Origin of the sequence: Streptomyces sp. NBC_00237, assembly GCF_026342435.1 — a bacterium.
In the GTDB taxonomy this organism is placed as follows: domain Bacteria; phylum Actinomycetota; class Actinomycetes; order Streptomycetales; family Streptomycetaceae; genus Streptomyces.
In genome coordinates, this window is record NZ_JAPEMT010000002.1 from 1,183,965 (window position 1) to 1,206,335 (window position 22,371).

The window sequence follows — 22,371 nt, forward strand, 5'->3', positions numbered from 1 at the left end:
ACGAACAGTGAAACCATATACGAAGAAGTGCATCACTATACGGCCTCACGTTCGATGGGGCAGCTCATACAGCGCGGTCCTCCCCGCCCTCTACCCAACTCGCTGCCCCTGATCTCGATCACTTCGATCCCCTGTTTCCGCAGGTGGGTGTTGGTGGTCACATTCCTTTCGTACGCGACGACGACGCCCGGCTCCACCGCGAGCACGTTGCAGCCGTCGTCCCACTGCTCCCGCTCGGCCGCATGCACATCCTGGGTGGCGGTCAGCACCCGGACGGAGTCCAGACCGAGTGCGGCGGCGATCGCTCGGTGCATGTGCTCCGGCGGATGATCGGTGACCTTGAGTTCGCGCTCGCCGGCCCCTGGTTCGATCGTGTACGAGCGGAGCATGCCGAGCCCCGCGTACTGGGTGAAGGTGTCGCCGTCGACCATCGTCATGACGGTGTCGAGGTGCATGAAGGCCCGCCGCTTGGGCATGTCGAGCGCCACGATGGTCTGCGCGGAACCGGCCGCGAACAGCCCCCTGGCCAGCATCTCCACCGCCTGCGGGGTGGTCCGCTCGCTCATTCCGATGAGCACGGCACCGTTTCCGATCACCAGGACGTCCCCGCCCTCGATGGTCGAGGGGTAGTCGCTCTGGCCCTGCGACCAGGTGTGGAAGCTGCCCGCCTGCGGCCCGGTGAACAGGGGGTGGTGCTTGTAGATCGCCTCGAAGTGCACGGTCTCGCGCTGCCTGGCGGGCCAGCGCATCGCGTTGATGGACACCCCGTCGTAGATCCAGGCGGAGGTGTCGCGGGTGAACAGGTGGTTGGGCAGCGGCCCCAGCAGGAAGTCGTCCAGGTCCATGACGTGGAACCGCACCGAGGTCGGCTCCGGGTGCCGTTCCAGGTACTCCCTCTTGGTCATCCCGCCGACGAGCGCCTCGCAGAGCTCGGCGGCGGGCAGTTCGTCGAAGGCGGCCCGCAGGTGGTCGGTGGCGAGCGGCCCGTACTCCTTCTCGTCGAAGACCCGGTCCAGTACCCGTCGTCTGGCCTCCGGCAGTTGCAGCGCCTCGGTGAGGAGGTCTCCGAAGAGGTGCACTTCCACTCCACGGTCGCGCAGTACGTCCGCGAACCCGTCGTGCTCCTGCCGCGCCCGGCGGACCCAGAGCACGTCGTCGAAGAGGAGGGCGTCCTTGTTGCTGGGGGTGAGGCGCTTCAGTTCGAGGTCGGGGCGGTGGAGGATGACGCGGCGCAGCCGCCCGGTCTCGGAGTCGACGTGGAATCCCATGGCCCAATCCTGACCGTCCGGACCCCGCTTCACCCGTCGAACACCGCCTCCGCTTCGAACACGCCTCCCCCTCCGCGTCACTCCTCGCTGGCCGGGGCCGGTATGCGCAGGCCCCGCTGCCACGTCTGGCAGGCGACCACCGAGGTCAGAGCCCCGGCGAAACGCTGGAGGCACCAGCGGTCGGACAACCCGGGGAGATGCTTCACGGCCAGCGGCTGCAGGAGCTCCAGGAGACGCGGCTCATCGAGCTTGAGGTAGCGGCCGGTGCGCTTGGCGGGCCCGGCGTCGATGTCGGAGGCGCACAGCGCCCGCAGCTCCGCCCCGACCGAGGCCAGCAGTCCGCCGGCCCGCTCGGCGGTGAGCTCCCGCACCGGGCAGGGCCCCTCCACCGGGACCTCGCTGTCGGCCGCCGGGGCCACGCCGTCCGCCGTCCGGTGCGTGGTGTCCGCGCACCGGGCGGCAAGGGTCTGCGCCAGCACCTCCGCCAGGTCTACGTCCAGGGCGGCGCGCACCCCTGCCTCGAACGGCTCTCCCACTCCGGCGAGCACGAACGGCTCCACGTGCTGCATCAGGTCCTGGAAGGCGAACAGCGCATTCCCGCCGCCCTCCCCGAGCCGCCGCACCCGCTCCGCCACGAGGTCCTCGGCCCATTCCCTCAGCGGCGCGCACTCCACCAGCCGCACGGCCGCCGCCGGGAAGACCACCAGTTCGTGCCGACCGCCCGCGAAGTTGAGGTCTTCACGGATCCGCAGCGTCAGCTCGTTCAGGATCCGCTCCCGGAGGACCGGTTCGCCGAGGAGTACGACGACCTCGTCCGTGCCGTGGTCCGCCATCCACTCCACGAGGTGCATGCGCCGCCACCCGGTCCCCGGCGGCTCCGCGAGGGGCATGCCCGCCCGGACCAGCAGAACCACCAGGTCGAGCCGGAGGCCCACACGCCCGGGCGTCGCTCCGCGCAACCTGGCCCCGTCCCACGGGTCGCGCGTCTCGCCCGCGGCCCTGGTCCGTACGGCGATGGCGGCGAGGACGGGTTCCAGCCCTGCCACCGGCAGCCGCATGCCCTCGTACCCGTTCAGGAACCGGGTCAGCCACCTGTGCGTGTCGGAAAGGGCCACCAGCCCCTCCGGGCCGCCCACGCCCCCCGTGCCTCGGAGGCCGCCGTCGTCCCCCGTGCCTCCGAGGCCGCCCACGCCCCGCGTACCGTCGGGGCCGCCCGTCTCCCCCGTACCGCCGCCGTCTGCTCCGTCGCCGGTGAGCCGCCGCAGGACCCCCAGGTCTCCCAGGTACGCCAGCCACGACCCGGCCGCCTCGGACAGCTTGGCGGCGGTCCGGCCGCGCGGCGCGGACACGGTCTTCAGCAGCGCGGGCACCACCGCTCCCGGGTCCTCGTCCATCAGTCGGCGCAGTACCGGTTTCCAGGCGTTCCAGACGGCGGGGGCGCACGTGTCCATGGCACCGCCGAGCAGCAGTGCTCCGAGGATCTCGGTGTGGATGTCGTCGGCGGGCAGCGCCCCGCCTGCCCCCCGGGTCAGCTCGGCGGCGAACGCGTCCGGGAGTTCCCTGCTGCTCCGGCACCAGGTGCGCACGAGGCTGCGGTAGCTGTCGGCGGCCCGTGCCGCCGAGGTGCGCGCGGCGACCTCCTGCCGGTGTGTGGTCAGTTCCTTGACGGTGACGGCTCCGAGTCCCACGAACTCGTCGAACAGGGCCTGTCGCGCCTCCTCGTCCACCCGCCCGCTCCGCTTCCGCTCGGCCGCCCGCGCTGCGGCGAACAGGGGCCGGGCCATCGCCGCGCTGCCCGCTCCCGCGACCACCCGGGCCGCCTCGTCCAGTGCGTACGGCAGAAGTCCGGGGCAGTGCGCGGTGGCCTTGGCCGCCGCCTTCGCGAACTGGTCGGCGGCCCTGCCCGGTTTGGCGGGGGCCAGTTCGGCACACATTCGCAGTGGTGTGAGCAGTGCCATCGCGTCGCGGGCCAGCTCGGGATGTGCGGTGCACACCCGGGCCAGGAAGCCGAGCGGCAAGGTGCGCACCCGGCCCACCGTCACTCCGTCACCGCCTTCGGGCACCAGCCCCAGGGCGCCCGCCACGACGTCCTCCGCGACACCGGCGCGGGCGGGCACCAGCCGCACCAGGCGGTGTCCGTCGTCGAACTGCCCGCCGCCGTAACGGCGAGCCGTCAAGCGTTCCTCGGTGTCGACCGCCGCCGCCCCGGCGAGGACCGCTCCCTGACGGAGCAGGTCACCCTCGGCTGCGGGCCCGACGGGCGGTGCGGGCGGCTGAGCCGGGTCCGGACCCGTCGCCGCGTACTCGGCGCAGGCCACCAGGAACTCCTGGTAGGCGGCGGTGGAGTCGGCGGGCATCGAAGCGCGGGCGGACTGCGTGTCGAACGGGTTGTCGGCCTTCTCGTAGACCTCGGCGAGCACCCGCATCCCCTCGGACCACGCCACGCGCGGCACGGGGTCGTACGCGCCGAGGCCCGTGCGACCGTCGACGCCGTCCCAGAAGCAGTAGTGGACGGAGACGGGCGACTCGGGTCCCTGGTAGCGCAGGTCGAGCTGCATGCCGTACGTGTGTCCGGCGACGGGTACGGAGAAGTGGGCGGACTCGCCGTTGATGCGTCCACCGTGCGGGGTGATGACCCGTTCGAAGCGGGCGCCGCTCGCATAGTCGCCGTAGCGGAAGGGGACGATGCCGTACCGCTTGGGCTCCTTGTGTCCCGGGGTGGCGTCGGGACGGACCCAGACCGTGCGGTGGAGCTGCTCGATGTGCTGCTCGCCGCCGAAGGTGTCGAGCAGATCGAGCCACTGGTCGAGGTGGCCGGTTCCGCGCGGGTCGAGCAGCACCGGGTGCGGAACGGCCAGCACGGCGTCATCGAGGGTGAACTCACCCTCGGGAGAGGCCACGTGGAGGGCCGTGCCGGACACGGTTTCGAGGCCGGTGAGCAGACCTGCGCGAGCGAGGTCGGGGCCCGCCACGGGACCGGCGCCGTACGGGGCGACGACCGCGTACCGCAGGGCGCGCTGCCAGTACGGGTCGCTCCATACCGCATGGATCAGCGCCGCGGGTACGGGCAGGGAGCGGGCCATCCAGTTCTCCACCCGGGTGCGGGCGTCGGCCGCGTGGTCGGCCAGCCAGTCGCCCAGCGCGGCCAGTTCGAGAACCGCGCCCTCCTTCTTCAGCGCGGGCGGCAGCTTCTTCAGCTCGCGCCCGGAGGCGTTGCGGCAACGGATCTCCGGGGCGGGCTCGGCGTACACGTCGAGCGTGACCTCGTAACCACCGACCGGAGTCCAGCTCTCCTGCTGCTCCCCCATGACGTGCACCCCCGTGCGTCGTTGTACTTCCCCTGCGGTCCGCACGCGGCCCACACGCATCCGCGCGGAACCACAGGAGGTGTGACCACCCGCCCGGTTCGAGCGAGTGATCACACCTTATGAGGCAGCACTGACAGCGCCCCGTCCACAGCCCGTTTCCGCAGGTGGGAAGCGCGAAGACGGGCAGGGCGGCGGTTCAGAGCCTCGGGTCCACCGGCTCCGACTCCAACGCCAGCACCGCGAACACCGCTTCGTGGACCCGCCACAGCGGCTCGCCGTCGGCCAGCCGCTCCAGGGCCTCAAGCCCGAGCGCGTACTCGCGCAGCGCCAGTGACCGCTTGTGGCCGAGGAACCGTTCCCGCAGCCTGGTCAGCTGCTCGGGCCGGGTGTATTCGGGACCGTAGATGATCCGCAGGTACTCGCGTCCGCGCACCTTGACACCCGGCTGCACGAGCCGCCCCTTGCCGTCCCGCACCAGCGCGTCGAGCGGTTTGACGACCATGCCCTCGCCGCCCCGGCCGGTCATCTCCAGCCACCAGTCGACACCGGCCCGCACCGACGACTCGTCGCCGGTCTCGACGACCAGCCGCCGGGTGGTGTGCAGCAACCCGGTCGGGTCGTGCTCCACCAGCCGGTCCAGCCATGCCAGTTGGCGATCGTGCGGAACGCCCGCCAGCGAACGCCCCTGCACGGCCAGCACCTGGAACGGGGCGAGCCGCACCCCGTCCAGACCCTGCGTCGGCCAGCAGTACCGCCGGTATGCCTCCGTGAACAGGCCCGCGTCCGCCGCCCGTTCCCGCTGCTTGACCAGCAGTTCGTCGGCGCCTTCGACGCCTCGTGCCACGGCGGCCTCCAGGGCGGCGACCGCGCCGGGGAACACCGCGCCCGACGCGGCGCCCACGGCGGCGTACTGCTGGCGCAGCAGCCCGGACGCCTTGAGGGACCACGGCATCAACTCGGCGTCCAGCAGGATCCAGTCGGTGTCGAGTTCGTCCCAGAGCCCGGCCTCGTCCACGGCCGTCCGCAGTCTGGCGAGCACCAGCTCACTGACCGTCTCGTCGTTGAAGAACGGCCGCCCGGTCCGTGTGTGCACGACGCCCGTGGGTCCGTCCGTGCCGAACCGCGTCCGTGCCACGTCCGCGTCGCGGCACACCAGGACCACGGCTCGCGAGCCCATGTGCTTCTCCTCGCAGACGACCTTGTCCACGCCGTCCGCCTCGTACTGCGCGAACGCCTCCGAGGGGTGCTCCAGGTAGCCGTCCACCTTCGACGTGCCCGTGGGTGCCATCGTCGGCGGCAGGTAGACCAGCAGCTGCGGGTCCACGGCGAACCGGCTCATGACTTCGAGCGCCGCCGCCGCGTTCTCCTCGCGGACCGCGACCCGGGCGTGCTCCCGGGTCTCCACGACCCGCCGCCCGATGACGTCGGCGAGGTCGAGCGGACGCCCGTCGTGCCCGCCGGGTGCCTCGGTGAGCAGCGGCCTGACCGGTTCGTACCAGACCTTCTCGGCCGGTACGTCGACGAGTTCGCGCTCCGGCCAGCGCAGCGCGGTCATCTTCCCGCCGAACACCGCGCCGGTGTCCAGGCAGATGGTGTTGTTGATCCACGAGGTGTTCGGAACGGGCGTGTGCCCGTAGACGACTGCCGCACGGCCCCGGTAGTCCTCGGCCCACGGGTAGCGCACCGGCAGGCCGAACTCGTCGGTCTCACCGGTCGTGTCCCCGTACAGGGCGTGGGAGCGGACGCGTCCCGAGGTGCGGCCGTGGTACTTCTCGGGCAGCCCGGCGTGGCAGACGACGAGGTTGCCGCCGTCCAGGACGTAGTGGCTGACCAGGCCGTCGATGAAGTCCTTCACCTCTTCCTTGAAGCCGTCCTTCTCCTTCTCCAACTGCTCGATGGTCTCGGCGAGTCCGTGGGTGTGCTGGACGTTCCTTCCCCTGAGCCAACGTCCGAGCTTGTTCTCGTGGTTCCCGGGCACGCACAGCGCGTTTCCGGAACCCACCATTCCCATGACGCGGCGCAGCACACCGGGGCTGTCCGGGCCCCGGTCGACGAGGTCGCCGACGAACACGGCGGTACGTCCCTCGGGGTGCGCCCCGTCCTCGTAGCCCAGCTTCGCGAGCAGCGTTTCCAGTTCGGAGCGGCAGCCGTGGATGTCGCCGATGATGTCGAAGGGGCCGGTGAGGTGAGTGAGGTCGTTGTAGCGCTTCTCCAGGACGATCTCCGCGGCGTCGACCTCCTCGACGCTGCGCAGGATGTGCACCTTGCGGAAGCCCTCGCGCTCCAGTCCGCGCAGCGAGCGGCGCAGTTCGCGCTTGTGCCGCTGGATGACGTGGCGGGGCATCCCCGCCCGGTCGGGGCGCTGGGCATTGCGGGCCGCGCAGACCTCTTCGGGCAGGTCGAGGACGATGGCGATCGGCAGGACGTCGTACTTCCTGGCGAGCTGGACGAGCTGCTTGCGGCTCTCGGCCTGGACGCTGGTGGCGTCGACGACGGTGAGCCGCCCGGCTTCCAGGCGCTTGCCCGCGATGTAGTGCAGGACGTCGAAGGCGTCGCGGCTGGCGCTCTGGTCGTTCTCATCGTCGGCGACCAGGCCCCGGCAGAAGTCCGAGGAGATGACCTCGGTGGGCTTGAAGTGCTTGCGCGCGAAGGTCGACTTGCCGGAGCCGGTGGCTCCGACGAGCACGACGAGGGACAGGTCGGTGACCGGCAGCCTGCGCGGTGCGGTGGTGCTCGGTGATTCTTCGGCGGTGGTGCTCATGCGGCCTTCGCCTCCTTCTTCGCTTCGTCGCTGGTGGTAGGGGTGGTGTTCTCGTGGACCGGTGTCATCGTGAAGACCGCCATCTGGGTGGGCGGGCCCACCTCCGGGTCGTCCGGCCCGACGGGCACGAACTCGACCCCGTACCCGTGCCGCTCGGCCACCTCGCCCGCCCAGCCACGGAACTCCTCCCGCGTCCACTCGAAGCGGTGGTCACCGTGCCGCACGTGCCCGGCCGGAAGGGTCTCCCAGCGGACGTTGTACTCGACGTTCGGCGTCGTCACGATCACCGTGCGCGGTCGCGCGGCCCCGAAGACCGCGTACTCCAGCGCGGGCAGCCGCGGCAGGTCGAGGTGCTCGATGACCTCGCTGAGCACGGCGGCGTCGTACCCGGTCAGCCGCTTGTCGGTGTACGTCAGTGACCCCTGGATCAGCGAGACGCGCTCGGCCTGCCGCTCGCCCATCCGGTCCAGCCCGAGCCGCCGCGAGGCGATGGTGAGTGCGCGCACGGACACGTCGACACCCACGATCTCGGTGAACTTCACGTCCTTCAGCAGCACCTGCACCAACTGCCCCTGCCCGCACCCGAGGTCCAGCACCCGCCCGGCCCCGGCCGCCCGCAGCGCACCGAGGATCGCCTCGCGGCGCTGCTCGGCGAGCGGCGTCGGACGCTCGTCGGCCTCGGCGGGCCCGGACTCCTCGGCCACCGCGTTGTCGAGCTCCTCGACGGCGATGTCGTCGGCGTCGGCGAGCCGCGCCAGTTCGAGGCGCTGTGTCGCCTGCCGGGTGAGCCCCCAACGGCGCGACAGGTAGCGGCTGGTGATCAGCTTCTGCTCGGGGTGCGACGGCAGCCAGCCCTCACCGGCTCGCAGCAGCTTGTCGACCTCGTCGGGCGAGACCCAGTAGTGCTTGGAGTCGTCGAGCACCGGCAGCAGTACGTAGAGGTGCCGCAGCGCATCGGCCAGCCGCAGCTCCCCCTCCAGCGTCAGCTGTACGTAGCGGGATTCGCCCCACTCCGGGAACTGCGCGTCCAGCGGCACGGGCACCGCCTCCACGGTGCTCCACCCGAGCGGCGCGAAGAGCGACCGCACCAGCTCGGCGCCGCCGCGCGCGGGCAGCGCGGGCACCTCGATGCGCAGCGGCATCGGCTGCTCGACGCGCTCCGGGCGGGCGTTGCACACCCCGTGCAGGGCGCTCTTGAACACGGTGCTCAGTGCCACCGCGAGCAGCGACGACGCGGCGTACGGGCGGTCGTTGACGTACTGGGCGAGCGCCAGGTCGGGAGAGCCGCCGCGCCCCTTGCCCTTGCCGCGCCGCACCAGCGCCACCGGATCGACCTCCAGGAGCAGCGCGGCCGTGCAGCGCTCGGCGTTCGCCTCGGGGTAGAGGACGTGCGCCGTGCCGTGGGAGGTGGAGAACGACTGCTTCCGGTCGGGATGCTTGTGCAGCAGAAATCCGAGATCGGTCGCCGGGCGTTCCTGGGTTCCGGTGGTACTGATCGTCATGAACACGCGTCCGAGTATCGCCCGGTTCGCCCACTGTGACCATGGCTTTTACGGGACCTGGCAGAGCCACGTCGCAGTCGGCGCGGCAGTCCGACGGCTCAGTCCCGGGCCCGTGCCCGCGCGGCCAGCGCGGCGATCTGCTCCGGCCCGACCCGGCAGCAGCCGCCGACCAGGCGTGCCCCGGCGGCCTGCCACCCCCGCACCCGGGCGGCGTCGAACGTGCCGTCGCCCCGCCAGCCCCGCCCGGCCGCGTCCCACTCCTCACCGCTGTTCGGATAGACGACGACCGGCTTGCCGGTCTCCCCGGCGGCGATCTCCACCGCACGGTCCACGTCCCCGGGCTCGCAGCAGTTCACGCCGACCGCGATCACCTGGTCGTTCCCCGCCGCCAGGGCGAACGCCCCGGCCAGCGGCTGACCGGCGCGGGTCTTCTCCCCCTCGACGCTGTACGACAGCCAGACCGGCACGCCGCACCCCTCGGCCGCACGCAGCAGCGCCTGCGCCTCGTCGACGTCGGGCACCGTCTCCAGGGCCAGGACGTCGGGCCCTGCTGCGGCCAGCGTCTCGATCCGCGACCGGTGGAACCGCTCCAGCTCCCCCACCGACAGCCCGTACCGCCCCCGGTACTCGCTGCCGTCCGCGAGCATCGCGCCGTACGGCCCGACCGAGGCCGCCACCCACACGGGATGCTCCACGCCCTGTGCCGCCGCACGGGCCAGTGCGACGCTGCGCCGCAGCAGCCCCGAAGCCTCGTCCCGGCCGACGCCCCGTTGCGCGAACCCCTCGTAGGTCGCCTGGTAGCTGGAGGTGATCAGCACCCGGGCGCCCGCCCGTACGTACGCCGCGTGCGCCGCCTCGACCTGCTCGGGGGCGTCCGCGAGGAGCCGGGCCGACCAGAGCGCGTCGGAGAGGTCGCAGCCCTGCGACTCCAACTGGTTGGACAGCCCGCCGTCGAGGACGAGGTCCCCTTCGGCGAGCGCGGCGGCGAGCGTACGGGTGGGCTTCACGGTGACTCCTGGACGACGTGCACGGGACCGGCGGCGGGCGGGCGTCCGCCCGGTGGGCGTCAGTTCAACTGGGACAGCACCTGCGAGGAGATCAGATCCAGGTGGTCGAGGTCGTCCAGGTCCAGCATCTGGAGATACACCCGGGACGATCCGACCTCCGCGAACTGCCCGATCCGGTCGACCACTTCGGCGGGCGAGCCCGCCAGTCCGTTGGCCTTGAGTTCGTCCACCTCCCGTCCGACGGCCGCCGCCCGGCGGGCCACTTCCGCGTCGTCCTTGCCCACGCACGCCACCAGGGCGTTGGAGTACACCAGATCGCCCGGCTTCCGTCCGGCCTCCGCTGCCGCCGCCCTGACCCGGCCGAACTGGCGGGCGGTGTCGTCCAGCGAGGCGAACGGGATGTTGAACTCGTCTGCGTACTGCGCGGCCAGCCGGGGCGTCCGGACCGCTCCGTGGCCGCCGATCAGCACCGGCACCTTGGCCTGCGCCGGTTTGGGCAGTGCGGGCGAATCGGTGAGCCGGTAGTGCTTCCCCTCGTAGGTGAAGGTCCTGCCGACCTCCGTCTCCCACAGCCCCGTCACGATCGCCAGTTGCTCCTCCAGCCTCCCGAACTTCTCCTTGGGGAAGGGGATTCCGTATGCCTTGTGCTCGTCCTCGAACCAGCCTGCCCCCAGGCCCAGTTCGACGCGTCCGCCCGACATCTGGTCGACCTGCGCCACCTGGATGGCCAGCACGCCGGGAAGGCGGAACGTGCCCGCCGTCATGAGCGTCCCGAGCCGGATCCGCTTGGTCTCCCGCGCCAGCCCGGCGAGCGTGATCCAGGCGTCGGTGGGGCCGGGAAGGCCGTCGGCGGACCCCATGGCCAGATAGTGGTCGGAGCGGAAGAACGCCTCGAATCCCAGGTCCTCGGTGGCCTTGGCGACGGTCAGCAGTTTCTCGTAGCTCGCCCCTTGCTGGGGCTCGGTGAAGATTCGAAGATCCATGACTTCATCCTGCACCTTCGAACTGCCGTCAACCCCGTTGGTCTCATCTGTCCCCCATCTGCCCGGTCGAGTGAAAATTCGTCCACGTGAGGGTCCTCGCACTGCCGTGTCAGTGACCGGTGCCCCCAGCATTCGTTTGCTCTGGCGGAGCCGGACAGCCCGGCCCGCGCGCCGACGACCGTTGCCGGGGCGTTGATAGCAACACCGCTCTCCCCCATCGGGAGGGCCAGGGCCGAGGAGGCCGCCATGTCCCAGGAAGCCGTGCCCGAACAGGCCGCGTCCGCGAATCCGGTACCGCAGTCCGTACCGGGCCAGCAGGCCGCCCCGAAGGGTCTGTTGCAGCAGATGGAGGAACTGATGGCGGCGCTTACCGCCGACCTCTCGCAGCTCGACGCCGATCTTCAGACGACGGGCGACCGCCCGCCGACCACCGGCCCCTCCGTCGAGGAACACCGGGAGGAACGCGTCTCCGGCCGCCACGGCGAAAGCCAGCACGGAGACGGCCAGCACGGAGACAGCCGGTACGGAAGCGCCCGGTCCGACGAGGGCCGGTCCGGCGAGCGTCATCCCGGCGATCTCGGCCGGTCCTACTGACCGGAACAGGGTCATGACGACCCCGCCGCCGAGTCATGGGCCGCGCCCTGCAACCTGCCGTGCTCCCACACCGTGAGCCGGCGCAGCAGGCCGCGCACCCGGTCGTTCGACTCGTCGGCGGCGTCGATCGCCTCGATCGTCTGCCAGTAGAACCCGCCCTCGTCGGCGGCACAGGCGACCCCGACCAGCGCGATCCCCACTTCCCCCAGCAGTCCGCTCAACTCGTCCAACGCGCCTCGCGCGTCCGGGACTTCCGTGAGGCGGGCGGCTCGCGGCCCGTGATCGGGGGGTTGCCCCACGAGTAAGCCGGACCACTCCCGCCCGCCGTCGCCCGGCGGAAGCCAGTCGATCGTCCCGCAGCCCCGCCCGCCCGCCTCACAGAGGCCCTGTGCCTCGCCCCGGAGTTCCGGCGGCCCTTTCACCGCCAGCATTCCGCCGATCGCCTGGGTCAGCGCCTGCGCCTGCCACGCTTCCATCAGGATCTCCAGCGACGCCTGACTCCGCGCCAGCGCGTGTCTGCTGACCCTGACGAGTCTCACCGCGTCCATCAGCCACCCCCGTTACCGTCCCGCTGTCATCCCGCCGCGGTCCCACTCACTCCTCAGTTCACTACCCAGAGTGAGGGGAAAGGGCCCGGAAAGCCAGGGCTATACGTAAATCTGTGGACACAGCGAGGGTTGTGGACATCGTCGTCACTCCGAAGAGTGACGAACTCCGTTTTCCGGAACGGGAAACCGGGTCTCATTGCGATCAATCTTGGCCGCGAGGGCCGCCAGCGGGTCGATCCCCAGCACCTCGCAGAACTGCAGCAGATAGGCGAGCACGTCCGCGACCTCGTCGGCGACGCGATGCGCGGACTCCGGCTCCTCCATCACGCGCGCGGACTGCTCGGGCGTCAACCACTGGAAGATCTCGACCAGTTCGGAGACCTCGACGCTCAGCGCGGCAGCCAGATTCTTCGGCGTGTGGTACGGCCCCCAGTCCCGTGCCGCCGCGAACGCGGCAAGCCGCCGCTGAAGCGCGGCCACGTCGGGCACGGAGCCCGCCGCCCCGGCCACACGCATCACGTCAGCCGCCCCCACCTCCCCGGTCCTGCCCTCCGCGCCCGTCACCTCAGCCGCTCCTTCCCCTTCGTCCACTTCGTCCACGCCCGCCACCGCTTCCGCCTCGTCGCTCACGTCCCCAGGTCTACCACCGTCGCCCCGTCCACCCCTCGTACCCCCGAGCCGTCCGACACCGTACCGACCAGCCTGATGTGCCCGCGCCCGCACATCTTCCCGGCCAGCTCCCCGATCGCCCGCGCCTGGCGGGCGTCGAGCCCCCGGTCGAACCCGTCGACCAGCACCGCGAGCGCCTGGTACGCGTCCGGCACCTCGGCCACGTACGCCATGTCCAGCACCCCGGGCCCGGTCAACAGGACGAGGGCGATGGCCAGGTAGCGCAGTTCGCCGTCGCCGAGACGTCCGAAGGGGGTCGCACCCCGCGCGCCCCGGCCGAGCACCGCGCGCACCGTCCGTCCCGCCAGTTCCTCCGTCGTCAGGTCCTCGACGGTGCCCGCGCAGCCCTCCTTCGCCGCGGCGACGAACACCGCGTGCCGGATCGCGCATTCCTTCCCGGTGCGCCGCAGCACCGCGGCCAGGTTGTCGCAGCCCCGGCGCAACAGCCCCTCGTCCACCGGGACCGGCACCCGCATGCGCTGCGGCTGCGGATCGCACACGTACACCGAGCGCAGCGCCACGAGTACCTGCTCGGCGGCGGCGAGCACCTGCCGCTCCCCCTCCGTCCGGCCCGCCAGCCGCAGCGGCAGCAACGCCGTCCCGAGCCGGTCGTCCGGCAGCGGCGCACGCGTCACCGGGACCGCGCCCGCCGTGTGCCAGGCAGCCTGCACCGTGCGCCGCCCCGGGTCGCGCAGCACGGTGGTCAGCAGTTCCCGCCCCTCGCACGTCAAACGTTCGCTGACGATGCGGAGTTCCGGCTCCGCCTGGACGGCCAGATCGAGCCGTACGGGTCCGGCGGGGCCGTCCACGGTGCAGCCGATCCGGAAGCCGCGCCTCCCCTGGCCGTCGGCGACCGCGCGCTCCGGGACACGGCCCGCCGGATCGGGGAACACCTCGTCGAGCACGTCGCCCGCGCCGAGGCGGGCCAGCGCGTCGTACATCTCCAGCACGGTCGTCTTGCCGCTGCCGCTCGGTCCCGCGAAGAAGGTCAGCGGGCCGAGCGGGAAGACCGCTCCGCGGTGCGGGCCGAAGGCGGAGAGCCGCAGCTCGGTGACTTCGGGCCGGTGCGGGCGGACGGGAGGAACGGGCAGCCGTAAGGGCGAAGGCACAGTCATGATGCGGACGTTATGCATCCGCATCAGTGACGAACCGTTACGCCTCTACAGCCTTCCTACGAACGGGGGACATGACGCACGGGGGCCCTGCCCACGGGAACCTCACGCACGGGGAACCGCCGCCGCCTCGACGCCCTCGACCTCCATGCCGACCGGGGCCAGCAGGAACACGTTCCGGTCCACCCGGTGCATACCGCTGCCGAGCCCGAAGACCACACCACTGCTGAAGTCCAGGATCCGCTTGGCCACGTCGGTCTCCGCGCTGGTCAGGTCCAGCAGTACCGGGATCTGCGCGATCAGGTACTCGGCGACCTCCCGGGCGTCCGAGAAGACCTCCACCCGCAGCACGACCATCCGCCGCCGCTCAGCCGCCTCGTACTCCTGCGGCATCGTGCGGTGATCGGTCCTGGACGGCCATTCGTTGCGGCTGCGCAGCGGTACCACCTGGGCGAGCCCGTCCCACTGCTCGTCGGTGACGTCATACCTGCTCACCGGACCACCCCACCCACGCGCTGTATCTGCATCCGGCAATTCTGACGCCCCTCACCCGTACGGCCTACCAGCGACACGGTACGGATCGGGATCTGCCGCACATTCCCCCGACGCGCGGACGCCCCGGAGGGCACCCCGCGGCACCACAGCGGCCCGGCACCGTGACGCTCGGTGCCGGACCACTGTGGTGCCGCGACCTCGGTGAGGGGATGCCCAGCACCTTCTTCCAGGTGCTCGGCGCAACCTCTACGAGGTGGTCACGCGCGCTGCCAGAGGGCGGGCACGTTCGGGGGCTCCCACCCCGGCTGCGCCTGGTGCCCCTGGAGGCAGCGGTAGGTGGCTCCGCCGTACGTCACCTGGGCTCCGGTGGCGTAGACGGTGCCCGCGGCCCAGGTCCCGCCGGGTTCACCCGGACCCGGACCGGGACCTGGACCGGGGTCCTTGGTGGTGGTGAGCGTCAGGCCGTACCCCTGGAGCAGCGGGTTGATCGGCTGGTAGAACGTGGTGCCGCCGGAGCTGCAGTTGCCGGAGCCTCCGGAGGTGACGCCCTGCGCCTGGCTGCCGGAGATGAACGAGCCGCCGGAGTCACCGGGCTCGGCGCACACCGTGGTGCGTGTCACACCACTGATGGTGCCCTCGGGGTAGGTGACGCTGGTGTTGTGCTGCTGGATGGTGCCACAGTGCCAGCCGGTGGTGGACCCCGAGCGGCAGACGGAGGCGCCCACGGCGGCCTGCGTGGAGCCCGCCACCTGGACACCGCTGCCCTGGACGTTCGGAGTCGACGTCCAGTTGGCGTTGGTGGCGACCCAGGCGGTGTCGCGGCCGGGGAAGGTGGACGCCTGGAAGGAGCCCTGGGCGACCTGGTTGTAACCGGTGGTGGTGGTTCCGGCCCGGCCGCAGTGGCCCGCTGTCGCGAAGCCCTGCTGGGTGCCCCGGGTGATCGCGAAGCCGACGGAGCAGCGCCCGCTGCCGTTCATGTAGTACGCGTCGCCGCCGCGTATGTCGTACAGCGGACGCGGCTGCTGTACGGACGCCTCCACGCGGACGAGCGAGGGGGCGATGCCCGCGGCCTTCACGAGCGCCTTCGCGGCGGCCGGTCGGACCGCCTGGAGCGTCACCTTGTTCGTCCTGACGTTCACGAAGCGCACGGGCACCGCCGTCGCGGCACTCCCGACAGCAACCTTGTCGATCTTCGCGAGGGCCGCGTCGAGCTGCTTCAGGGTGTGCGGTACGACGAGAGCTCGGGCGCCCTGTGCCGTGATGGACGCGACGTCGGAGGTGTCGGTGGTGGCGACGGTCAGGGTCGCGGAGTCGGCGCCCTGGACCCAGGCTCCGGCGAAGTCCCGGCCGAGCGCGTTCTGCAGGCGGCCCGCGGTGGCACCGGCGTCGGCTTCGTTGGCCAGTCGAGCCGTGGCCTGTGCGGCGGTGACGCCGAGGTCGCGCTGCATGGCGCGCAGCAGTTCGGGGGATGCCTCGCCGACGCCCAGGGTGTCCGCGGCGGATGGCGCTGTGGGGGCGGCGGGCGCGGTGGGGGCGGCGGACGCGGTACCCGGCAGCCCGGCCAGCACGAGCGCACCGACCGCGGCGAAAGCGGCACAGGCCGCTTTGGCGTGTCTGTGGAGCATGGGGGGTCTCCTCGTTCTCAGGGGGCACTGAGAACATTGGAGCCTTCAACCACTTTGCGGGAACTGCCAGTTGCCCCCTCGCTCGGTGTTATGGGGCACATTCGCGCCACCGGCGCGGGCCGCCCGCTCCCGTCGACGCCGTAAGAACGCCTCCGGGAGAGGGCGGGGACCGCAAGCCGTCAGGAGTGCGTGAAGTCCGGCGGGCGCTTCTCCACGAAGGCCGCCATTCCCTCCTTCTGGTCGGCTGTCGCGAACACGGCGTGGAAGAGCCTGCGTTCGAAGCGCACGCCCTCCGCGAGGGTCGTCTCGAAGGCCCGGGACACCGCTTCCTTCGCCATCATCGCCACCGGCAGGGACATCCCCGCGACCGTTTCGGCGACGGCGAACGCCTCGGCGAGGAGTGCGTCCGAGGGCACCACGCGGGAGACCAGCCCGGCCCGTTCGGCCTCCTCGGCGTCCATGGTGCGGCCGGTGAGGCACATCTCCATGGCTTTGGCCTTGCCGACCGCCCGGGTCAGCCGTTGCGAGCCGCCGATGCCGGGGATGACACCGAGTTTGATCTCCGGCTGCCCGAACACGGCGCTGTCGGAGGCGAGCAGGATGTCGCAGAGCATCGCCAGCTCGCAGCCGCCTCCCAGTGCGTAGCCGGAGACGGCGGCCACCGTCGGCGTACGCAGGCCACCGAGCCGGTCCCAGGCGCTGAACCAGTCGTTCAGGTACATGTCCGGGTAGCCTCGCGGCCGCATCTCCTTGATGTCGGCACCTGCGGCGAACGCCTTGGGCGAGCCGGTGAGGACGACACAGCCGATGTCCGGGTCCCGGTCGAGGTCCGCCGTCGCGGCGACGACCTCGTTCATCACCTGGAGGTTGAGCGCGTTGAGCGCCTGCGGCCGGTCGAGGGTCAGGAGCGCGGTGCGCCCCTTGCGCTCGACACGGATGGTCTCGTACGTGTTCACGCGTCCTCCTCGCCCGTGCCCCTGTGCACTTGGGTGGGTTCCCTTTCCGTACGCGACACCCTCGCGGGTTCCCTTTCCGTACCTACGACTTCCGTACCTACGACGGGCTCGCGTTCCCTTTCCGTACCTACGACCGCCGTGAGTTCCCTTTCCGCACTCACTGCTGACCGTTCCCTGACCGCCGAGACGATCCCGGAGAAGTCCTTCTCGGCACCTGTCCCCTGGGCGTAGGCGGCGTACAACTCGGCTGCACGAAGGCCCAGTTCCGCGTCGACACCGCCCGCCCGCGCCGCGTTCGCCGCCAGCCCCAGGTCCTTGGCCATCAGCGGTGCGGCGAAGCCCGGCCGGTGGTCGCGGTTGGCAGGACTGCCCGGCACGGGTCCCGGCACCGGGCAGTTCGCGGTGAGCGCCCAGCACTGGCCGGACGCCGTGGAAGCCACGTCGTACAGGGCCTGGTGCGACAGGCCGAGGCTCTCGGCGAGGACGAACGCCTCGCTGACGGCGATCATCGAGACGCCCAGGATCATGTTGTTGCAGATCTTCGCGGCCTGACCGGCACCCGGCTTCCCGCAGTGCACCGCCTTGCGCCCCATGGCCGCCAGCAGCGGCTCCGCCTCGGTGAACTCCGGCGTGTCACCGCCCGCCATGAAGGTCAGCGTGGCCGCCTCCGCGCCCACCACTCCCCCGGACACCGGGGCGTCCAGGGACCGCATCCCGGCGGCTCCCGCGGCCTCGTGGGCCGTACGGGCGTCGGCGACGTCGATGGTCGAGCAGTCGACGAACAGGGTGCCAGGACGGGCGGCGGCCAGCAGTCCCTGCTCGCGGTAGAGGGCCAGGACGTGCCGCCCGGCAGGGAGCATCGTGATCACCACGTCCGCCGCCGCGGCGGCCTCGGCCGCCGATGCGGCCGGTTCCACTCCGGTTGCGGCGGCCGTGGCGAGCAGGTCGGGGAGCAGGTCGTGGCCGAGGACCCGGTGGCCCGCCCTGACGAGGTTGGCGGCCATCGGGCCGCCCATGTGGCCGAGCCCGATGAAGGCGACAGTGCTCACCAGGGCACCTCCTGCGAGGCCGAGTCGGAGGACGAGGACAGGGAGAGGTCGCCGCCGGGCGGCGGTGCGAAGTAGCGCGCGACGTCCGCCTGCGTGACCTCGCTCAGTGACGCGGGCCGCCAGCGCGGGCGACGGTCCTTGTCGATCACCTGCGCGCGGATGCCCTCCACGAGGTCGTACGACGTCAGAGCGGCGCAGGAGACCCGGTACTCCTGCTCCAGGACCCTTTCCAGGGGGCCCAGTTCACGCGCCCCGCGCAGGGCCGTGAGCGTCACCTTCAGGGCGGTGGGCGACTTGGTGGCGAGCGTGTCCGCGGCCTCCGCCGCCGCCCGCGAGCCGTGGGCGCGCAGCCGGGACACGATCTCCTCGACGGTGTCGGCGCTGTAGCAGGCGTCGATCCAGTGCTGGTGCTCGGCGAGTTCGCCGGGTGGTGCCTGTCGGACGAAGGACGTGAGGACGTTACGGACCGGCCGCAGCGCCAGGTCCTGCCGCAGCCGAGGCAGATCCGCCTGCGGTACGAAGTGGTCGGCGAGACCGCACAACAGAGCGTCCCGCGCGCCCAGTTGGACCCCGGCGAGCGCCACATGCGTGCCCAGCTCGCCGGGTGCCAGGGCGAGCAGGTAGGTGCCGCCGACGTCGGGCACGAAGCCGATCCCGGTCTCCGGCATGGCGATGCGAGAGCGTTCCGAAACGATACGGACACTTCCGTGCGCACTCACGCCAACGCCGCCGCCCATCACGATGCCGTCCATCAGGGCGACGTACGGCTTCGGGTAGCGCGCGATCCGGGAGTTGAGCCGGTACTCGTCCCGCCAGAAGGCGGCAGAGGCACTTCCCGGCGTACCGCCCGACGCACTCGCCCCGGCCCCCTCAGACCCCCGGGAATCCCCGGAACGTGCGTCCTCATAGATGCTGCGGATGTCTCCTCCCGCGCACAGCCCCCGCTCCCCCGCCCCCGTGAGCACCACCGTCTCGACGGCCGGATCGCGCTCCCCTGCGGTCAGCGCCGCGTCGAGGGCCCGTACCATCTCGTGGTTCAGGGCGTTCAGGGCGCGGGGGCGGTTGAGTACCAAGGTGGCCGCCCGCCCCTCCCGACCGCACAGAACAGCGTCCCCGGAGGCGTCCACGGGGCTCGCCGCCCGGCTTACCGGGCTCACCGGAACGCCTCCGTCAGCCCGCGGGCCACGATGACGCGCATGATCTCGTTGGTTCCTTCCAGGATCTGGTGGACCCGGAGGTCACGGACGATCTTCTCGACGCCGTACTCGGTCACGTAGCCGTAGCCGCCGTGCAGTTGCAGGGCGCGGTCGGCGACGGAGTATCCGGTGTCGGTGGCGAAGCGTTTCGCCATCGCGCAGAGCTGTGGGGCCGCCGGGTCGCCCCGGTCCGTCGCCCCGGCCGCCTGCTGCACCAGCGAGCGGGCGGCGGCGAGTTCCGTCGCCATGTCCGCCAGCCGGAACTGGAGCGCGGAGGAGTCGAGCAGCCGCCCTCCGAAGGCTTTCCGGTCGGCGAGGTACGTGAGGCTCTGGTGGAGGGCACTGCGGGCACCGCCCAGCGAGCAGGCGGCGATGCCGAGCCGCCCGCCGTTCAGGGCGTTCATGGCGATGCGGAAGCCGTCGCCGACGCGCCCGAGCAACCGGTCGGCGCGGACGCGCACGCCGTCCAGGACGACTTGGCGGGTGGGCTGCGCGTTCCAGCCCATCTTCGTCTCGTTCGGCCCGAAGGAGAGTCCGGGGTCGTCCTTGTCGACGAGGAACGCGGAGATGCCGCCCGCCCCTTCGCCGCCGGTGCGCGCCATCACGACGTACACCTGCGATACGCCCGCCCCGGAGATGAACTGCTTCACCCCGGTGAGGACGAAGTCGTCGCCGTCGCGCTCCGCGCGGGTGGTGAGGGCAGCGGCGTCGGAGCCCGCGCCCGGTTCGGTGAGGCAGTAGCTGCCGAGGTCCTCCATGGAGCACAGCCGGGGCAGCAGACGTGCTCGCTGTTCCCCGGAGCCGTACGCGTCAATCATCCAGGCGACCATGTTGTGGATGGAGAGGTAGCCCGCGACGGACGGGCAGCCGGAGGCCAGTGCCTCGAAGATCAGGACTCCGTCGGAGCGGCCGAGGCCGCTGCCGCCGACGTCCTCGCGGACGTACACCCCGCCGAGCCCGAGCCCTGCGGCCTTGCGCAGCACGTCGACGGGGAAGTGCTTGTCCTGGTCCCAGCGGACGGCGTACGGGGCCAGCTGGTCCTGGGCGAAGTCCAACGTCGTCTCCACGAGGGCCTGTTGGTCCTCCGACAGTACGGCTGAGGTCGTCATGGCGCTCATCCCATGGTCGGGATCGTGAAGCTCGCGCCCTCCTTGGCCCCGGAGGGCCAGCGCGAGGTGACGGTCTTCGTACGGGTGTAGAAGCGGATGGCGTCGGGCCCGTGCTGATTGAGGTCGCCGAAGCCGGACCGCTTCCAGCCGCCGAAGGTGTGATAGGCGACGGGCACCGGGATGGGCACGTTGACGCCGACCATGCCGGTGTTGACGCGGCGGGTGAAGTCGCGGGCGGTGTCGCCGTCGCGGGTGAAGATGGCGACACCGTTTCCGTACGGGTGCTCGCTGGGCAGCCGCAGCGCCTCCTCGTAGTTCTCGGCGCGTACGACGCAGAGCACGGGCCCGAAGATCTCCTCCCGGTAGATGCGCATCTTCGGGGAGACCCGGTCGAAGAGGGAGGCTCCGGCGAAGAAGCCGTTCTCGTGTCCCGGGAGCATGAAGTCCCGTCCGTCGACGACGAGTTCCGCCCCTTCCACGACCCCGATGTCGACATAGCGGCGCACCCACTCCTGCGCGTCCTTGCTGACGAGGGGCCCGAAGTCGGCCTCGGGATCGTCGGAGCGTCCGATCCGGAGGGCTCCGACACGTTCCTTGAGCGCCGCGACGAGCCGGTCCGCGGTCTCCTCGCCGACCGGCACGGCCACGGAGATCGCCATGCAGCGCTCCCCCGCCGATCCGTAACCCGCGCCGACGAGGGCGTCGACGGCCTGGTCGAGGTCGGCGTCCGGCATCACGATCATGTGGTTCTTGGCACCGCCGAAGCACTGGGCGCGCTTGCCGTGGGCGGCCGCGGTGGCGTACAGGTGCGCGGCGACCGGGGTGGAGCCGACGAAGCCGAGCGCGCCGACGCGAGGATCTTCCAGGAGGGTGTCGACGGCTTCCTTGCCGCCGTTGACCACGTTGAGGACACCGGGCGGCAGCCCGGCCTCCAGGAAGAGTTCCGCAAGCCGCAGGGGTACGGAGGGGTCCCGCTCCGAGGGTTTGAGGATGAAGGCGTTTCCGCAGGCGAGGGCGGGTGCGGCCTTCCACAGCGGGATCATCGCGGGGAAGTTGAAGGGGGTGATTCCGGCGACGACGCCGATCGGGGAGCGCAGCGAGTGGACGTCGATGCCGGTGCCCGCGTTGTCGGTGAACTCACCCTTGAGGAGATGGGGAATCCCGGCTGCGAACTCCACTACCTCCAGGCCGCGTTGGAGGTCACCGTGCGCGTCGGCGACGGTCTTGCCGTGCTCGGACGACAGCAGCCGGGCGAGGGAGTCGCGCTCCTCTTCGACGAGCTGGAGGAAGCGCAGCAGGACGCGGGCGCGCCGCTGGGGGTTCCAACCGGCCCATTCGTGCTGGGCGTTGACGGCATCGGTGATGGCGGCCTCGGTGTCGGCGCGGCCCGCGAGGGGCACGCGCGCCTGCACCGTGCCGTCGTTGGGGTCGTACACGTCGCCGAAGAGGCCGGAGGTGCCGACGGTGTGCTTGCCGCCGACGAAGTGGGTGAGTTCTCGGACCATGGAGTGCCTGCTCTCGTCAGGTGAGATCCGGGGGAGGGCACGGCGGACCGCCGACGGGCGCACGGGTGCGTGCGGTGCCGGTGGACGCCGTGGGACAGGGGACGACGGGACCGCGTACGGGGCGATGCGCGCGCGGGGAGGCGCGGGCGGGTCCCTCGTACGGGTTTCGAAGTCCTATGAGCGCAGGGTGAGTTGAGTGCGCCCCGCCGGATCACCAGGGTCGTGGGTACAAACCGGTGCCATGCGTGTCTGCTCCATCCTCGTGGAAAACACGGAACGTTCCGCGGCCGGTATCCTGACTCCCGGATCTCCGCGTGCCGCCCGCCTTCCCGACCGGCCCCTCAGGGCCTCGTCAGTGGCGAGTGGTGACAGCACACTCCCCGGTCACAGTGGCGGGACCGTGCCGGATTCACACCGGCTTCCCTGCACCGCGGACCTTGTCCCACGACGATATAGTTGGACGTCCTAGTAAGTCCACCCCCCACCTTCCGCCACTAACTCCCCTCACCTGTAAGCCCGTTCTCCGCTCACAGTCGAGGCAGGACGGGCCACCGCAGACCCCAACAAGGGTGACCCGTGTGGCGGTTCGGGAGAACTCCCGTCCGAACCGTGGTGGTCTTCTGATCGTTTGGTAGGCATCCTGTTCGATCATGGGTGGCACAGTGGGCGTCCGCTCGGGGTGGG

Annotated in this window: 17 protein-coding genes and 1 riboswitch; of the genes, 1 reads left to right on the forward strand and 16 read right to left on the reverse strand. The window is 71.4% G+C overall.

Features of this window, described 5'->3' with window-relative positions:
• Positions 1-35: 35 nt before the first annotated feature.
• From OG897_RS19365 to OG897_RS19390, 6 genes are all read right to left on the reverse strand, one after another.
• A complete protein-coding gene (locus tag OG897_RS19365; protein WP_266658449.1) occupies positions 36-1,268 on the reverse strand; it encodes an arginine deiminase in 1,233 nt (410 codons plus the stop codon).
• A 77-nt stretch (positions 1,269-1,345) separates the two neighbouring features.
• The gene (locus tag OG897_RS19370) at positions 1,346-4,576 is read right to left on the reverse strand and encodes a DUF4132 domain-containing protein (protein WP_266658450.1); all 3,231 of its coding nucleotides are present in this window, start codon (positions 4,574-4,576) and stop codon (positions 1,346-1,348) included.
• A gap of 196 nt (positions 4,577-4,772) precedes the next feature.
• A complete protein-coding gene (locus OG897_RS19375; RefSeq protein WP_266658451.1) occupies positions 4,773-7,337 on the reverse strand; it encodes a polynucleotide kinase-phosphatase in 2,565 nt (854 codons plus the stop codon).
• A complete protein-coding gene (locus OG897_RS19380) occupies positions 7,334-8,845 on the reverse strand; it encodes a 3' terminal RNA ribose 2'-O-methyltransferase Hen1 (RefSeq protein WP_266658452.1) in 1,512 nt (503 codons plus the stop codon). Before OG897_RS19380 ends, OG897_RS19375 begins: the two co-directional genes overlap by 4 nt.
• Positions 8,846-8,937: 92 nt before the next feature.
• Positions 8,938-9,846: a homocysteine S-methyltransferase gene (mmuM, locus tag OG897_RS19385; RefSeq protein WP_266658453.1), complete on the reverse strand. Its 909-nt coding sequence runs from the start codon at positions 9,844-9,846 to the stop codon at positions 8,938-8,940.
• Positions 9,847-9,905: 59 nt separating this feature from the next.
• On the reverse strand, positions 9,906-10,829 hold the full coding sequence (locus OG897_RS19390; protein ID WP_266658454.1) for an LLM class F420-dependent oxidoreductase: 924 nt from the start codon (positions 10,827-10,829) through the stop codon (positions 9,906-9,908).
• 246 nt (positions 10,830-11,075) lie between these two features.
• On the opposite strand from OG897_RS19390, the gene OG897_RS19395 reads away from it, so the two are divergent.
• A complete protein-coding gene (locus OG897_RS19395; protein ID WP_266660540.1) occupies positions 11,076-11,423 on the forward strand; it encodes a hypothetical protein in 348 nt (115 codons plus the stop codon).
• 11 nt (positions 11,424-11,434) lie between these two features.
• Here OG897_RS19395 and OG897_RS19400 read toward each other — a convergent pair whose 3' ends face one another.
• The 10 genes from OG897_RS19400 to OG897_RS19445 all read right to left on the reverse strand — a co-directional run bounded on the left by OG897_RS19400 (position 11,435) and on the right by OG897_RS19445 (position 21,687).
• Positions 11,435-11,971 carry a DUF6099 family protein gene (locus OG897_RS19400; protein ID WP_266658455.1) on the reverse strand — a complete coding sequence of 179 codons (537 nt, stop codon included), beginning with the start codon at positions 11,969-11,971 and terminating at the stop codon, positions 11,435-11,437.
• Positions 11,972-12,115: 144 nt separating this feature from the next.
• Positions 12,116-12,487: a nucleotide pyrophosphohydrolase gene (locus OG897_RS19405; protein ID WP_266660325.1), complete on the reverse strand. Its 372-nt coding sequence runs from the start codon at positions 12,485-12,487 to the stop codon at positions 12,116-12,118.
• A 110-nt stretch (positions 12,488-12,597) separates the two neighbouring features.
• Positions 12,598-13,755: an AAA family ATPase gene (locus OG897_RS19410; protein WP_266658456.1), complete on the reverse strand. Its 1,158-nt coding sequence runs from the start codon at positions 13,753-13,755 to the stop codon at positions 12,598-12,600.
• A gap of 102 nt (positions 13,756-13,857) precedes the next feature.
• The gene (locus tag OG897_RS19415) at positions 13,858-14,247 is read right to left on the reverse strand and encodes a cell division protein SepF (RefSeq protein ID WP_266658457.1); all 390 of its coding nucleotides are present in this window, start codon (positions 14,245-14,247) and stop codon (positions 13,858-13,860) included.
• Positions 14,248-14,504: 257 nt separating this feature from the next.
• Positions 14,505-15,872: a carbohydrate-binding protein gene (locus OG897_RS19420; protein ID WP_266658458.1), complete on the reverse strand. Its 1,368-nt coding sequence runs from the start codon at positions 15,870-15,872 to the stop codon at positions 14,505-14,507.
• A 179-nt stretch (positions 15,873-16,051) separates the two neighbouring features.
• Positions 16,052-16,828 (reverse strand): enoyl-CoA hydratase, encoded by a 777-nt coding sequence (locus OG897_RS19425; protein WP_266658459.1) that lies wholly within the window; start codon positions 16,826-16,828, stop codon positions 16,052-16,054.
• Positions 16,825-17,880, reverse strand: a complete 1,056-nt coding sequence (mmsB, locus tag OG897_RS19430; RefSeq protein ID WP_266660327.1) for a 3-hydroxyisobutyrate dehydrogenase — start codon at positions 17,878-17,880, stop codon at positions 16,825-16,827. Before mmsB ends, OG897_RS19425 begins: the two co-directional genes overlap by 4 nt.
• Entirely contained in the window at positions 17,874-19,004 is a 1,131-nt protein-coding gene (locus OG897_RS19435) for an enoyl-CoA hydratase/isomerase family protein (protein WP_266660329.1), read from the reverse strand. The genes mmsB and OG897_RS19435 overlap by 7 nt, the downstream gene beginning before the upstream one ends.
• A 26-nt stretch (positions 19,005-19,030) precedes the next feature.
• Positions 19,031-20,191, reverse strand: coding sequence for an acyl-CoA dehydrogenase family protein (locus OG897_RS19440; protein ID WP_266658460.1), 1,161 nt, complete (start codon positions 20,189-20,191; stop codon positions 19,031-19,033).
• On the reverse strand, positions 20,188-21,687 hold the full coding sequence (locus OG897_RS19445) for a CoA-acylating methylmalonate-semialdehyde dehydrogenase (protein ID WP_266658461.1): 1,500 nt from the start codon (positions 21,685-21,687) through the stop codon (positions 20,188-20,190). The genes OG897_RS19440 and OG897_RS19445 overlap by 4 nt, the downstream gene beginning before the upstream one ends.
• 267 nt (positions 21,688-21,954) lie before the next feature.
• Positions 21,955-22,142: riboswitch (cobalamin riboswitch) on the reverse strand.
• Positions 22,143-22,371: the final 229 nt, after the last annotated feature.

Excerpts from the sequence above, each read along its gene's own strand:
- OG897_RS19440 (WP_266658460.1), bottom strand. The coding sequence starts at position 20,191 with ATGAGCGCCATGACGACCTCAGCCGTACTGTCGGAGGACCAACAGGCC.
- OG897_RS19400 (WP_266658455.1), bottom strand. The coding sequence starts at position 11,971 with ATGGACGCGGTGAGACTCGTCAGGGTCAGCAGACACGCGCTGGCGCGG.
- OG897_RS19370 (WP_266658450.1), bottom strand. The coding sequence starts at position 4,576 with ATGGGGGAGCAGCAGGAGAGCTGGACTCCGGTCGGTGGTTACGAGGTC.
- OG897_RS19420 (WP_266658458.1), bottom strand. The coding sequence starts at position 15,872 with ATGCTCCACAGACACGCCAAAGCGGCCTGTGCCGCTTTCGCCGCGGTC.
- OG897_RS19405 (WP_266660325.1), bottom strand. The coding sequence starts at position 12,487 with ATGCGTGTGGCCGGGGCGGCGGGCTCCGTGCCCGACGTGGCCGCGCTT.
- OG897_RS19390 (WP_266658454.1), bottom strand. The coding sequence starts at position 10,829 with ATGGATCTTCGAATCTTCACCGAGCCCCAGCAAGGGGCGAGCTACGAG.
- OG897_RS19375 (WP_266658451.1), bottom strand. The coding sequence starts at position 7,337 with ATGAGCACCACCGCCGAAGAATCACCGAGCACCACCGCACCGCGCAGG.
- OG897_RS19445 (WP_266658461.1), bottom strand. The coding sequence starts at position 21,687 with ATGGTCCGAGAACTCACCCACTTCGTCGGCGGCAAGCACACCGTCGGC.
- OG897_RS19410 (WP_266658456.1), bottom strand. The coding sequence starts at position 13,755 with ATGACTGTGCCTTCGCCCTTACGGCTGCCCGTTCCTCCCGTCCGCCCG.
- OG897_RS19395 (WP_266660540.1), top strand. The coding sequence starts at position 11,076 with ATGTCCCAGGAAGCCGTGCCCGAACAGGCCGCGTCCGCGAATCCGGTA.
- OG897_RS19365 (WP_266658449.1), bottom strand. The coding sequence starts at position 1,268 with ATGGGATTCCACGTCGACTCCGAGACCGGGCGGCTGCGCCGCGTCATC.